Origin of the sequence: Bacillus sp. 17RED48, assembly GCF_019837545.1 — a bacterium.
GTDB lineage: Bacteria > Bacillota > Bacilli > Bacillales > Bacillaceae_G > Bacillus_A > Bacillus_A wiedmannii.
Genome location: NZ_JADAXG010000005.1, coordinates 140697 through 155360 on the forward strand (window position 1 = coordinate 140697; position 14664 = coordinate 155360).

Annotated in this window: 10 protein-coding genes; all 10 read right to left on the reverse strand. The window is 34.7% G+C overall.

What is annotated here, in order from left to right; genetic code table 11:
- Positions 1–22: 22 nt before the first annotated feature.
- The 10 genes from ILT06_RS20765 to gntR all read right to left on the reverse strand — a co-directional run bounded on the left by ILT06_RS20765 (position 23) and on the right by gntR (position 14618).
- The gene (locus ILT06_RS20765; protein WP_222655475.1) at positions 23–505 is read right to left on the reverse strand and encodes a hypothetical protein; all 483 of its coding nucleotides are present in this window, start codon (positions 503–505) and stop codon (positions 23–25) included.
- Between the two features lies 1 nt (position 506).
- Positions 507–3047 (reverse strand): ATP-binding protein, encoded by a 2541-nt coding sequence (locus ILT06_RS20770; RefSeq protein ID WP_222655476.1) that lies wholly within the window; start codon positions 3045–3047, stop codon positions 507–509.
- Positions 3048–3106: 59 nt separating this feature from the next.
- Complete coding sequence (locus ILT06_RS20775) at positions 3107–3511, reverse strand: TcpE family conjugal transfer membrane protein (RefSeq protein WP_071717162.1); 405 nt, start codon at positions 3509–3511, stop codon at positions 3107–3109.
- A 39-nt stretch (positions 3512–3550) separates the two neighbouring features.
- Positions 3551–3841: a hypothetical protein gene (locus ILT06_RS20780; RefSeq protein WP_000421394.1), complete on the reverse strand. Its 291-nt coding sequence runs from the start codon at positions 3839–3841 to the stop codon at positions 3551–3553.
- A gap of 2 nt (positions 3842–3843) precedes the next feature.
- The gene (locus tag ILT06_RS20785) at positions 3844–4923 is read right to left on the reverse strand and encodes a conjugal transfer protein (RefSeq protein ID WP_222655477.1); all 1080 of its coding nucleotides are present in this window, start codon (positions 4921–4923) and stop codon (positions 3844–3846) included.
- A 1001-nt stretch (positions 4924–5924) separates the two neighbouring features.
- Positions 5925–7634 carry a hypothetical protein gene (locus ILT06_RS20790; protein ID WP_222655478.1) on the reverse strand — a complete coding sequence of 570 codons (1710 nt, stop codon included), beginning with the start codon at positions 7632–7634 and terminating at the stop codon, positions 5925–5927.
- 1609 nt (positions 7635–9243) lie between these two features.
- A complete protein-coding gene (gene gndA / locus ILT06_RS20795; protein ID WP_016514213.1) occupies positions 9244–10653 on the reverse strand; it encodes an NADP-dependent phosphogluconate dehydrogenase in 1410 nt (469 codons plus the stop codon).
- Positions 10654–10896: 243 nt separating this feature from the next.
- Positions 10897–12243 carry a gluconate permease GntP gene (gene gntP, locus ILT06_RS20800; protein WP_222655479.1) on the reverse strand — a complete coding sequence of 449 codons (1347 nt, stop codon included), beginning with the start codon at positions 12241–12243 and terminating at the stop codon, positions 10897–10899.
- A gap of 115 nt (positions 12244–12358) precedes the next feature.
- On the reverse strand, positions 12359–13894 hold the full coding sequence (gene gntK, locus ILT06_RS20805; protein ID WP_098069353.1) for a gluconokinase: 1536 nt from the start codon (positions 13892–13894) through the stop codon (positions 12359–12361).
- Positions 13887–14618, reverse strand: a complete 732-nt coding sequence (gntR, locus tag ILT06_RS20810; protein WP_222655480.1) for a gluconate operon transcriptional repressor GntR — start codon at positions 14616–14618, stop codon at positions 13887–13889. Before gntR ends, gntK begins: the two co-directional genes overlap by 8 nt.
- Positions 14619–14664: the final 46 nt, after the last annotated feature.

The following is a 14664-nucleotide window of genomic DNA, read 5'->3' on the forward strand; positions in this document are numbered from 1 at the left end:
TCCCCCTTTTATGGGAAAACCATTAGTCTTTGGAACTAAACTCATTTGTCGGTTTAGTATTTGCTAATTCATCAATTTCATTTCGTTCAGGGCCGGTATAACTTCGAACTTTGAACCCATCTTCTGTACGAACTACTCTTACCCATTTCACTGCTTTATCGATATTCTTAGGGGGCTTCTTTGAAATAAAGTTATACATAATTGTGTCCTTATCTACCACATATTCTTTTACTGTATAATCTTTGTAAGATAAATTATTTTGAGGTCCTTTATTAGGGTCCAATATTTTATTTTTCTCCCCATCGACAACTAATTTACGTATTGTTTTATAATCATGTTGTAAGTCGGCCTTTACAAAGTCCAACATCATTTCTCTAGGAGTGTGCCCCTGTTTATCTTTTTCTTCTCCTACATTTGTTTCACTATTTCCACATGCTGCGCTCAAAATTAGAGCGCCAGCACATAGGCTAGATAGCATTAATTTTTTTAGTTTAGTTTTTACCATGTTAACTCACTCCTACATTTATTTTTTCTCCCCCTTCTTCGACAAAGGTTGCATTAACTTCCTGCTTTTCATCATCATTTGACTTTCTATAATTCTTTCTTGCATTTGGTCTTGTATCGAATGCATCGTATAAATCCTTAAACACTACATCCATTGTGACAACACCTGTTCTTCCTTGGATATCTTGGAATAAACATTGTCCTGTTTCTAAATTAGTAATAATCGCATGATTTTCTTCATTATCAGGTAATCCAAAGAAATCTAAGATCGAAGAAATCTCTATACTGTCGGTATTACGGAATGAGAACTTCATACCGATATTATTCTTAAATGTCTCATCTCCAAGGTCACTCGCACTTTGAGTAGCAAAGTATACTGCTGAGTTTAAGGCACGACCTTCACGAACTAGCTTACGAGCTAACTCTCGCCCTTGAGAAGTTCCCATGATTGCCCATGCTTCATCTAATAGAACAATTTTGAATTTAGTAGGATCCTTTTGAAAGAATTTTCTTGCAAATGAAGATAGAGACATCAGCATACTAACTGATAAATTTTCTTGTAAGGTATAATCTTTCGGATCTTTTTGAATATCTGGCATGTCAAGATGTTGAATTTGTATGATATTTACTGCTGTATCAAGTTCAATATCTCTATTTGTTCCATCACCAAAGATTAAGTGTGCAAATGATAAATTCTCAAATGCTTGAATATGAGCGGCCAATTGCTGATCCACTTTATCGTCACTATCTTCAAGGTATTGAGACACAGCTGTTAAGCACGGCTCTTCCATTCCTGCTACGAATTCTACGGCTGAAGCTAAGCGTGGGAATTTCTCCGAGTTATCTGGTTTAATACCTGTAATGAAAGTAAGAATTGTCATCGCTAACTCAATTGCATCTTTTCGGCTATGTTTATGAATGATAAATGGGTCTAATTTTCCTTCATCTCGCCTATCAGTCCCCAGTGTAATTACGTTTACCTTACCTTCTAATCCGTGTAAATCTTCTGTCCAGTTTCCCCTCTCACCTTTCGGATCGACTATCAGTGTTTGAGCTCCTCCTAGCACCGCTAGGTAAACAATTAAGTTCGTTCCAAATGATTTACCAGAACCAGTACTTCCTGTTACTGCAACTGAAAGTGCGCTCGTTTTTTGATTTGCAACGGTATTTGTCGCTGCGAGAGAAGGTGTCATATAAACTGCTTTGTTTAAAATACCAGTTGTTCCTATATAAAACCCGATATTATCTCCTAAATCTTGTGTTGCACCAAACATTCCGGCCGCCAGAACTCCAGGCTCCATAAAGTGTATATAATCATTTACATATCTTCTAGAACCAGGGATAAATTCATTAAACAGCAGGAACTGATCTCCATATGGTCTTACTAGTTCAATCATCATCTCTCTATAAATAGAAATGAGTGAATTGGTATTTCGACGCATTGTATCCAAATCTTCAGCACATATACAGAAAGATACTGATGTCTTAACTAGTGGCATACGTGTCTTTTGTATAAGGGCTTGTAATTCAGTAGCTTCTTGAACACCCTCATACACGTTTAGTCCAACAGTTTGTGAATTTTCCCTTGCATGTGCCTCTTGATCTTCTAAATCTTTTTTCTTTTTATTTAGTTTAGATAGTGCTTTACGATGGTTAATATTTTCTGTGCGTACACTCAGTTCAATTGGAAAATCGATATTTTGAATCATGTACATCCACTCTTGGTCTGGAAACTCCATTGTATATGGAATCTTGGATGCTGATAAGAAACTCATATATGCTGGATAATCTAATCCATCAGAACCAATTTGGTTCATTTCTATATGTCTTCCTTTAACCTCTACTTCTGATTCCGTTAAACGTAGTAAACTCTCTTGATTCGGAAAGATTGCAGAATCGTCATCAACCACTGGAGGTGTCCATCCTGCTGTAACTGGTGCGTCTAATGTACGATAGAAGTTTCGTAATACAATCCATTGTGTTTCATTTGTTTCTAAACTTCTTACAGCTAAATGTTTTCTTATTTTGTTTCTAAATGCGCTAGCTTCTCGTTTAAACATCGCCAAATCAGTTTTTAGTATTTTGGTATCACCAAGCAATCCAAACTGCTCTGCAGTGTTTTTAAAGGTATGAAATGCAGTGTAAAGCATTTCCTTAAGTCCCTCTTGTACATGACGTACTTTTAATTTCACACCAATAAAGTAACGATACTCTACAGCGTTTTTACCAAATTTTCTTTCTAACTCATGGACAACGTCATCAGTATGATCGATTGCCAGTTCTTTTAATTCTCCACTGATTGTTTCTTTAAACTCATCGGCTTTCTCTTTAAAATTCTGATAAACAGGTATCATTAAGAGGTGTTTTTCTTCTTCATAATTCCAAAATAATCCGAGTTGGCGCATAAACAACGTATTTTTATCATCGTCTCCTTTAAATTCATAAGGAATCCCGTATGCCTCATAATACGCCCAGCAAGAACCGTCTTGGTTAAAAATCAAATTTTCATCAAAGTATTTGACTGGAAATTCAACCTGATTCATTTGTGCCTCCTTAGAGAAGAATATGAGACTAAACTAATTCTTCCGTATAGATTAATTAATTACTTTTTCTTAATTGAATCATCCTTAAATCGAACTACTGTTTTATATTGATAGCTTCCAATATTTCCAGTTGTATCTTTATAACGACCCAACTTCTTTTTTTCAAATGTAAATACAAAGAATCGATATATAAATTTGTGTGGGCTTTTTCCATCCAATTCTACATTTCCAAAGAAGTACGCTATACCACCAGGTAATATTAGATATTTAAAAAAGACGTTGTTTCCTAATGGTAAAATCTGTTCTAAGAATATTATTATTAATAGTGTTCCAACAAAAATCCCCAACTGTCTGTAAGGTACAGGGAAAGGGAGTGTTATATCCCTTATCCCATATAAACTCTTAGGAATATCCCATATAGAGTTGTAAGTCCTTACTTCTTTGCGAGTCGGTTTCTGAGTCACCTATACCAACTCCTTAAAATTTCTATTTTTTACAAATGATTATTTAAATAATAAATTATATAATTTTGTTCCAAGGTCTTTGAATACATCTGGAGTGAATACAAACACAGATACAATCGCACAAAGTACTAACCAACCAATTAGACCAGCCATTTGTCTTTTTACAAGTAAAACTATTACACCGATGATTGCTACAACTAAAAAAATGGGACCTAACTGAGCTACTAACCAGTTTTTTGCATTCACTCCAAAATTAATGTTGCCTAAGACCGCTGCATCCGTAATAGCAGGTAATTGCTGAGCAACCATATCTAATCCCAAAAGCTCCATAATTATTTACCCTCCACTTTCTCTAATGTGTTTTCAAATTTCTTCATAGAGCTAATTGAAAACTTGTTATCTTTATTTACAAGATTTAAGTCATATGTGTATGTGTACTCTAAGCTGCTATCATTGTCTTTTAACTTAGCATCAACTAAGACCCTGTATCCTTTATCCTTATCTTCATAAATTCGTAGGTTTTCTAATTTGCTAAATGTCATAATACCTTTTAATCCATTTGTTATATTACTTTTTTCAAAGTAGTAAGCTATTTCTTCTGGTGTTCCTTCTGTATACACTTTAAATACAGATTGTAAAAATTGTTCTACTTTTTTAATTTTTGCATTTGTATTAATTTCTCGTCCTTCTGATTTAAAAGTGGCTATTTTATAAGGTGCCTTTTCTCTCTCTCCATGAACGATTGTAGGATTGTTAGGGACTACCATCTTCCCTTTCTCCATTAAAATTGGTATAGAGAAGTACCTTGTAACTTCTTTTGGTTCCTTTGGTGTGTCTGGAGCTTGTGTCGTTCCAGGAGTAGGGTTATTTACAGGTTCTAGTTTCTGAATGATTTTCAATGTAACTTCTGCTTCATTTCCTTTTTGCCGGACTTCTACTGCTTCCGATTTAACTAAAGTGCTAGAAGCATTTTTTAAAGTATCTCTATTTAATCCGCCTTGCTCATCGGATCCTTCAACTAGAAATTTCTCTAATCGTTTTCTTCGTTCTTCAGCTACATTCATATCAACTTTCCAATTAAAATAATTTGCTGCAAAATTATTCGCATATGCAATTAATTCTGCTTCTGACATTTTAATTTTTACTGGTTCCTCTTTCTTTTCCTGAACAGCTACTGCTCTAGGAGGACCGGCAAGTTGGATAAATGAAAGGGAGCTTCCTGCAATCATGAATCCCATCACACACCAAAATGTAACCTTACCTACTTTTCTTCCTGTTATTGCTGGAACTTTCTCCCTTGTTTTACGTTTCTTCTTTTCTTTAAGTGCTTCTGAATTTTCTTGTTGCATATCTAATATTTCAGTTGTTTTATTCTTTGCTTTTTTAAAGAATGTAAATTTCTTTTTTACCATGTCTTCACCTCTCTTTTTAAATGGTTAGGAGATTACAAAGTTCATTGTAATTTCCACTAATCAACTATCTACTTTAAGTATGATTTACTTTTTTCGGAAATCTAAGAGAAATAAAAAAAATAATGTTTTATATCAAAATTTTTTTAGAATGATTAAAACTAAATATAATGTTTATTAAAGTACATAAAAAAACCAATTCCATTAAGAAATGAAATTGGTTTTACACAGGATATATTCTCTATAGTAAGTATTACACAATATAAAAACCTAATATAATATATATCTTTAATATATATAAAGAAAAAAGATAAAACTTTTATACAGAGAAAAAATCGTCTTAAAACATTGCTGTGCTAAGGGTTCATCATTAATCTAGCCGTAAAAAATCATAAAAAGTAAATACTGGGAATGTACTTAATGAGCTGGATGATGATTAAAAACTACAAAATATCGTAAAGTAGGTATATAAAAACTACATATAATCATCGTTAATTTGATGCGAGTGAATGAATAAATAATAAATGCAAATTTTGCTGATTTATGAACAAGCTTTCCACATTTCTTAAAAACTACACACAATTTATTAACAAATAGGTCAAAGTTAGGAACAGAATCCACTTTTTAAACATAACTAACAGAAGTTTTTCTGATTTTAAGTAGATTTAGAGATAGAACGTGATAAGAAAAGTACTTAAGGCTTTATGTTATACACATCAGGTTAAAATTATTAAGATATCAACAGAATTATAAAAAATATTTCTGCTTTTTTGTAGATGAAACGACACAAAATGATTAAAAATTCAGATTTAATAACTCGGAAATTGTGAATATCTCATTTTGTTTCACATGCACTGTATGTAATTGCATAAAAAATAGAGAGTTGTGATCATTAAATTTGAAAACTGACTCTCTACTTTGCTTGAAGTAATACACTCCACAAGTTATCTCCAACACGAATAGCCCTCCACTTTTGTTTTTTTCAAAAGTAGAGAGCTGTATCATTACATTGCTGGAAGCAGCTGATCAACCGTATGTGGTACTTCACTTGTTGAACGGAAATATGCTTCTAAGGACTGTAGAAACTGAATTAAATTAAAGTCTTCAGGGACCTCAATTACACGAATCTTTTCCTTCGGCAATTTATCAATTTTTTCAATGAACAGTTCACGAATTTCACTAGGGATTTGATTTCCCTTATGCCCACTAGACTTTAAGAGTTCGCGTATTTCAATTTCTAACGCTGTATATGCGTTAATATTTACTCCTTGCTCATAAGCATATTTTCTAAATAATGATTCCTCTTGATACTGCATATAATTACGATGGTAAGCATCTATAGTAACAGGTACAGCGTATTTCGTATGAAGCAGGTCATGCGAAATACGGAATAGCTTTTGAACATTGCGTAAAGAGTATATAGCAAAATGAGTACCAAATTTAAAAATGGCCTCTTCTTGTTCATGTTTAGGTACATTGTGTGTAATTAAAGGATAAATACCAGTTTTAGCAGCTGTATCTAATACACGGTATTGAGAAGATTGCTTTAATAATTTACTTAGTGTATAAACAAGCTTTTTCGGATACCCTTCTTGTCGATCAATCATTTCTCGTAAGCCACGAACTACTTGGCGAATTTGACGATGACAAGAGTGTTTTAAAACGTTAATGAATTGGTTCATATCCTTTGCAAATTCAGCAATATTCATTTCAACTAACAAGTTTTCTATGAATTTAGCTTTACGCTTATATGTATCTCGTGGTGTAAATGGATCACGGTATTCTGCTCCTTCTTCTTTCGCGCATAAGAAATCAGGATGTACTGATAAATGCAATGTTGTGTATTGCTTTTTGTTCTTCTTCCCTTTTTCTAACTTGCAAATTTTAAATAAAGGAGATCCGGTAGCAGATAGTTTTGTTTCTAGTTCCTCAAGTACAGCACGAATCTGATGTGGGTATTTCTTATGTAAGTAACGATACATACCACCAAAGTGTGTTGAGTTTCCTTGTTCGTCAACTTTGAATAAAGAACGTTTCAGGGTAGTTTCGCGTTTCTGCTGCATTGCTACATCCATGAATAGTTTCTTAGCTGCAATGGATAACTCAAAGAATTCTTTGGTAAATACTATCGGGCTAATAAATGTATATGCATTTGCTTTATTTGTTTCTTTATTCATGAAATCAGTTAAGGTGATTTTATATTTACCACTGTACTCATTTTCAATTGTAATGATGTTATGGAAACGTAACTTCTTCAAAGCCACATAAAATTGTGAGTGATGAATATGTGCAAATGCTTCTTTATAATTTTTATAATCTTCCCAAAGCATGTGGATCGATACATGTGAAAGCTCACCATATGTATTACATTTTTTATGAAGAAATAGAAATACTTCTAAATCAGCATTTGTAATTCCATATAGCTTATGTTTTCTGCCTTCGTTCTTATCAAATTCACTTACTTTATCTACAATCTTTTTCATTTTCAGTGAAAAAGATGGCTTTGCTTTAGCAACAAATCCCTCTTCATCTGCAATTCGTTCTTCATAGGACATTGACTTCACAATGTCTTCTAGATAAGTATCTTTAAAACTGTAATACTTACCTTCTAAAGCATCTACTAACCTTTGCCATGATTTAATTGTTACAATTACCGGTGTTGTTGTTTCACCATTCAAACTACGTTTGTTCTTTATAACGAAAGGTTTTGCCATCTTTTTCACCTCCTTTTATTTTAAGTTGCAGTTTTCTCCACAATTAGATATAGAATTTCATTTTTGATTATATCAAATCGAATACTGGTGAAATCTGTCCCTTTAAGAGGAAAAATAAAAAAATGAAACGTGCCTAAATCCCTTGGGAGACAAGGGATTTGACGTTTCATAAAAAAAAGTTTGTTGCCACCATAGGGCTATGAAGTTTTTTGAATATGAAACGTAGTATGCAGTGGGATAAATCTTTCTAAACCATTGATCTTATAGGGTTTTACGCTAACCTCGTTTTAAAGTTGTAGCCACCATATAGCTATAACGTTTCATGCTTTTGATTGACTGAGAAATTTCTGTAGATTCCGTATAAACACTGATATATAGGGAGTTATAACTGTTTTTAAATGAAAAGTTGTAGCCATCATACCGCTATAAACGTTTCATTTCGTTTCATGTTTCCTGCCGTCATATAGCTATAACGTTTCATGTTTTTAAAACAAGTTATATTTTAATGAAAACTGCTGTAACCCTTGGTATATATAGATTTGTTTGAATTTTTAAAGTGAAAGTTGTAGCCATCATATAGCTATAATGATTTTAGCGTGTTTTCTTTCATATTAAATGAAATGGCTTTATATCAACGTTTATTACTAAATTACATAGAATAAAAATTTTTTTAGTCGAATGATTTTCAGGATATTCTCGTTTCATTTTTTTAAAGTTGTAGCCATCATATAGCTATAACGTTTCATAAATTACGAAATTGTAACCACAATATAGCTATTCATTATTAAAAGTGAGCAGTAATAGCCACGATAAGGCTATATAGTTTCAAATAAGAGCTTATAGCCATGATAAAGCTATGCAGTTTCAAATAAGAGTTTATAGCCATGATTATGTAGTTCCAAATAGAAGTAATAGCCATGATAAGGCTATATAGTTTCAAATAAGAGCCTATAGCCATGATAAAGCTATATAGTTTCAAATAAGAGCCTATAGCCATGATAAAGCTATGCAGTTTCAAATAAGAAGTAATAGCCATGATAAGGCTATGTGGTTTCAAGTAAGAGTTTATAGCCATGATAAGGCTATGTGGTTTCAAGTAAGAGTTTATAGCCATGATAAGGCTATGTAGTTTCAAATAAGAAGTAATAGCCATGATAAGGCTATGTGGTTTCAAGTAAGAGTTTATAGCCATGATAAGGCTATGTAGTTTCAAATAAGAAGCAGCTGGGGTATTTAAGTTGTGACTTAAAGTAACAAGTTTTCTAGGCTTTAAGTAAAAAATTAGTGTGTTTAACTAATTTACTTTTTAAAATTGAAATTGTATTGTAAAGTAGTGATTTTACAAATAGAAGCAGTTTTATATAATTAAAGACAAGTAAAGAGGATTTAAATGATCCACAATAAAACGAATAAAAACCAACAATTGTGCGGATTATTCAGATAACATTTCAACTTAAAGGTTATGTGGTTTTTCATCTAAATGGGAAAAATAAACGCATTTTGATTCAGTCATTCGTTTAAAGTGAACTTCCATCAGTGGGAGTCTTATAGCCTGCGAATTGTGTTATGAAAAATGGACTAAGAATTTAATCTTAGTCCATTTCTTATTTTATATCCATTTTGTATGGAATGTACCTTCTTTATCTACTCGTTTATACGTATGCGCTCCAAAATAATCGCGCTGCGCTTGTAACAAGTTTGCAGGTAGTTTGGCAGTACGATAGCTGTCATAATAAGAAATTGCTGCTGAAAATGCAGGTATCGGAATGCCCTGTTGTACCGCCATTGAGATAATTTGGCGTAATCCGCCTTGATATGACTCTACAATTTCTTTAAAGTATGGATCAAGTAAAAGGTTCGGTAGGTCAGTGTTTGTCTCATAGGCCTCTTTAATGTTCTGTAAAAAGGCAGCACGGATAATGCATCCGCCTCTCCAAAGCATAGAAATGCTGCCAAAATCAAGGTTCCAATCATATTCCTCAGAAGCTGCCTTCAATTGCGTGAATCCTTGTGCATAAGAACAAATTTTACTCATATATAAAGCTTGGCGCACCGCTTCAATTAATTCAGCTTTTTCAACTCCAATCGCTGTTTTATCTTTAGGGCCAGATAAAACTTTGCTTGCGTTCACGCGCTCTTCTTTTAAAGCAGAAATGCAACGTGCAAATACAGATTCCGTGATAATAGGGAGAGAGATACCTAAATCAAGTGCGCTTTGGCTTGTCCATTTCCCTGTACCCTTTTGTCCTGCAGTATCAAGAATAACATCCACTAATGGCTTACCAGTTTCTTCATCTTTCTTCTTGAAGATATCGGCTGTAATCTCAATTAGATAGCTGTTCAGTTCACCTTTATTCCATTCAGCAAATATTTCATGGAACTCTTCTGCTGTCAAATCAAGTGTTTGTTTCAAGAAGAAATATGCTTCACAAATTAATTGCATATCTCCATACTCAATACCGTTGTGAACCATCTTTACATAGTGGCCTGCCCCATTAGGTCCGATATAAGAACAGCAAGGCTCGTTATTCACTTTTGCAGAGATGTTTTCAAGCATATCCTTTACTTTTTCGTATGCATCCTTCTGTCCGCCTGGCATAATAGATGGTCCCTTCAATGCCCCCTCTTCGCCGCCTGACACACCTGCACCTATGAAATTGATTCCTTCTTCGGCAAGACGTTTGTTTCGGCGAATTGTATCGACAAAGTATGTATTACCACCGTCAATTAAAATATCACCTTTATCGAGGTAAGGGACTAGAGAATCAATCGCCTTATCTGTAATTTCCCCTGCATTAACCATTAATAAAATCTTTCTAGGTGATTCAAGTGAGTTAACAAACTCTTCAACTATATGAGTACCTACTAAGTTTTTACCACGGTTTTCCTCAATGATTTCATCAACTTTTTCCTTTGAAATATCATATAGGGCAACAGAATACCCTTTGCTCTCAAAGTTAAGTGCGAGGCTTTTTCCCATAACGCCCACACCAACAACTCCAATTTGTAACTTTGCCATATTCCATCGTTCCTTTCCATGTATGTTACTCTGTATTATAGTATATATACCTAAAATAACACTTTAATCAAATAATCAATCTTTTTCATTTCAATAGGCTCCGCCAGTATTCGTGCGAAAGGTTATAGGGACACGGCACATCACTATCAAGTTAAAAAATAAAGAGAAATTTTCATCCTTATTAATCAATCATGAAAAATTACATTAAACAGCTTCCGTATCCCTTGTATTGTTTAGAAAGATCTATACAAATAAACTTAATAATAAAGTAAATCCTAATCCGGCTACAGAAACGATAGTCTCAAGTAAAGTCCATGTTGCAAATGTTTCTTTCATGCTTAAACCAAAGTACTCTTTAAACATCCAGAAACCAGCATCGTTTACGTGTGAAGCAATTAAACTACCAGCCCCTGTTGCAAGGACAACTAAAGCAAGGTTAACATCAGATTGACCTAACATCGGAATCACTAAACCGACAGTTGTTAATGCGGCAACCGTAGCAGACCCCAATGAAATACGTAAGATGGCAGCGATAATCCATGCGAGCAAGATCGGTGATAATGAAGTTCCTTTGAATAATTCGGCTACATAGTTACCAACGCCGCCATCAATTAATACTTGTTTGAAAGCTCCGCCTCCACCAATAATTAAGAGCATCATCCCAATATTTGAAATCGCTGTTGTACAAGATTCCATCACGCTTTTGATTGGAATATTTCTTGCCAATCCCATTGTATAGATCGCAACTAGTAAGGATATCAACATGGCTGTATCCGCATTCCCAATAAACTCGATTGCTGCTAGTAAACTATTATCTGTAAATCCCATTGTTTTTTGCAGCAAAATAATAATTGTAGCGATTGCCATTAAAAGAACAGGCAGTAAAGCGGTAAAAACGCTGATTCCAAAGCCAGGAGTTTCTTCAAGTTTAAATACTTTCTGCTCACCTAAAGATTTGATATTACCGGTTTTTGTGAATGCCTCAGGTACTAGTTTTTTTGCAAGTTTAGTAAATACAGGTCCAGCTAACACAACTGTTGGAACCGCTATCATAAAACCGTAAAGTAATACTTCACCGATGTTTGCATGCAATTCACCTGCGATAGCAGTTGGCCCTGGGTGTGGCGGTAAAAATCCGTGTGTTACAGATAAAGCTGCTGCCATCGAGATACCGAGATATAAGATAGAAACTTTTAATTCTCTTGAAATCGCAAATACAATCGGAATTAATAATACTAATCCTACTTCAAAAAATAATGCAATACCGATAATAAATGAGGCAGTCACAACAGCCCATTGAATGTTCTTTTCACCGAATTTTTTCACAAGGGTCATGGCAATGCGTTGTGCGCCCCCAGAATCTGAAAGCAACTTACCTAACATCGCACCAAGTCCAAAAACGAGTGCTAAATGCCCAAGTGTTCCGCCTAATCCTGCTTCAATGGTTTTAAAAATTTTTTCTGGTGGCATTCCAAGTGATAAAGCAACCCCGACCGATACAATGATTAATGAAATAAAGGTATTTAATTTAAAGCGCATAATCAGTAAAAGTAATGCTAAAATCCCAATTGCTACAATGACTAATGGCATCGTAGTTCCCCCCTAATCTTAGCTGTATTTGTATTTCTCCCGCTATTCGTGGGCAGTAAGGCCCCCACCTCGAGATTTAGATAGAATCGAGGCGTGGGGATCACTGATGAAAGTTTTACTTTATTAAATTTCTTTGATAATTTGCAATTCGTGTATAATCATCTTCTAGCGCCCTTGATAGGTTAATAAATATCGGCAGTAATTGTCTGTATTCTTTTGTTGCTTCTTCTTTCGGTGTATGTTTGTAGGTACTGCCAACCATTTCGGAAACGATTTCAAAAGAATCAATTTTTCCTGTGGCATAGAGACCTAAAATACATGCACCTAGACAAGAGCTTTCGTAACTCTTTGGAACAACGACTTCAGATGCGAAAATATCGGACATCATCTGTCGCCAAACGTCAGACCTTGCGAAGCCGCCTGTTGCTTGAATACGGGTTACAGGACCATCCATGCATTCGGTTAACGCTAAGAATACAGTGTACAAATTATATATAACGCCTTCTAAAGCTGCACGAATCATATGTTCCTTCTTATGTGACATCGTTAAACCGAAGAAGGAGCCACGTACATCTGGATTCCATAATGGTGCACGTTCACCTGCGAGGTATGGATGGAATAATAATCCGTCTGCACCAGGTCTCACGCGTTCAGCTATTTTAGTTAATACATCGTATGGATCAATTCCTAGTCTTTTCGCAGTTTCTACTTCTGATGAAGCAAGTTCATCACGAATCCAACGAAGGACCATTCCGCCATTGTTTACCGGTCCACCAATTACCCAATGCTTTTCAGTTAAGGCATAACAAAATATTCTTCCTTTTTTATCTGTTTGTGGCTTGTCAATGATGGTCCGAATAGCACCACTTGTCCCAATTGTGACAGCAATCTCACCTTTTCGAATTGCATTCACACCTAGATTAGAAAGCACCCCATCACTGGCACCAATGACAAACGGTGTTTGTGAATCGATACCAATCTTTTGGGCTAAATCTGGATTGCAGTTGCCAAATATTTGGGTGGTTGGTACGAGTTCAGATAATTGAGCTGGTGTTATACCAGCAATTTTTAAAGCTTCCTCATCCCAATCTAGTGTTTTTAAGTTCATCATACCCATGCACGAGGCGATGGAATGATCAACAACATATTGATCAAAGAATTGTTTGAAGATATATTCTTTGATTCCAATATATTTTTTCGTTCTAATAGCAATTTCCGGATGATCATTCACAATCCATGTAATTTTACTTAATGGTGACATTGGGTGAATAGGTGTTCCTGTTCGTCTATAAACTTCATGGCCATTCAGTTCATCTTTGATTTTATGTGCCCATGCCTCACTACGATTATCTGCCCAAGTGATACAAGGTGTCAGCGGATGATCATTTTCATCCATAGCAATGACACTATGCATAGCACTGCTAAATGAAATAAACGATGGTTTTTTATCTGAATGCTGTTTCGTTATATTTGATATCGCTTGTAAAACAGCTTGGAAAATCTCTTCTGGATCTTGTTCCGCTGTGGATATATCTGGTGTGCGAAGTGGGTAACCAATATTCTCGGTTTGGATGACTTCGCCTTTTTCAGTAAATAAAACTGCTTTCGTACTTGTTGTACCGATATCCATACCTAACATATAGCTACTCATGTCCTTGCTCTACTCCTTTAGATAACATTTGTTGTGACATCCAGAGATCTTCAACTTTCCCTTGAACATCATCAAAGTTTTGATGTAAGGCCTCAATCATGAGGGCCCGATCTTTTGATTCGATTGCTTTTATATAAAGCTCATGATTTTTAATAACCCGTTCAAAGTCTTCGTACTTTTCCTTGAAACGATTACGCATTGATAAAAGGATTAAGCTTTCCATAACAGGCTTTAAATTATTCCAAATCATCAGGATGTAGGAATGCTCAATGGTTCGAATAATCGTTTCATGGAATAAGAGATCTTGATAAGAAAACTCATCAGCATCATTATACTTAATGGCGATTTTCATCATTTCCATTATTTTATTTAGTTCTCTTACTAAATCATTTGTGTCCATCTTTACAAGTCGCTCAAAGATAAACGTTTCTATAAGTAAACGAACATCATATATTTCTTCGATTTCTTTCTCGGTTAAACCAATGACAACTGCGCCCATTCTTTCTAAGCGAATAATATTTTCAGAAGCTAGTACTTTTAATGCTTCACGAACGGGTGACCGACTTACAGAAAAATCGGCAGCTAATTTATTTTCCGATATGATGGTACCGCTTTCAATTTCACCTGCAATTATGCGCATTCTCAGTTCGCTCGCAACACGATCACCTGTAGAAGCTTTTGAAAGCCATTTTTCAGGATAAAGAAATTCCATTGATTTCGTCATAAATTCACCTCGTGTTAATAAAGTATACTTGTATACAAGTATTATA

What these genes read in the sequence shown, in the direction of transcription:
- ILT06_RS20785 (WP_222655477.1), bottom strand. Translation starts at nt 4,923, where the DNA reads ATGGTAAAAAAGAAATTTACATTCTTTAAAAAAGCAAAGAATAAAACA.
- ILT06_RS20780 (WP_000421394.1), bottom strand. Translation starts at nt 3,841, where the DNA reads ATGGAGCTTTTGGGATTAGATATGGTTGCTCAGCAATTACCTGCTATT.
- ILT06_RS20790 (WP_222655478.1), bottom strand. Translation starts at nt 7,634, where the DNA reads ATGGCAAAACCTTTCGTTATAAAGAACAAACGTAGTTTGAATGGTGAA.
- ILT06_RS20770 (WP_222655476.1), bottom strand. Translation starts at nt 3,047, where the DNA reads ATGAATCAGGTTGAATTTCCAGTCAAATACTTTGATGAAAATTTGATT.
- gntK (WP_098069353.1), bottom strand. Translation starts at nt 13,894, where the DNA reads ATGAGTAGCTATATGTTAGGTATGGATATCGGTACAACAAGTACGAAA.
- ILT06_RS20765 (WP_222655475.1), bottom strand. Translation starts at nt 505, where the DNA reads ATGGTAAAAACTAAACTAAAAAAATTAATGCTATCTAGCCTATGTGCT.
- gntR (WP_222655480.1), bottom strand. Translation starts at nt 14,618, where the DNA reads ATGACGAAATCAATGGAATTTCTTTATCCTGAAAAATGGCTTTCAAAA.
- gntP (WP_222655479.1), bottom strand. Translation starts at nt 12,243, where the DNA reads ATGCCATTAGTCATTGTAGCAATTGGGATTTTAGCATTACTTTTACTG.
- gndA (WP_016514213.1), bottom strand. Translation starts at nt 10,653, where the DNA reads ATGGCAAAGTTACAAATTGGAGTTGTTGGTGTGGGCGTTATGGGAAAA.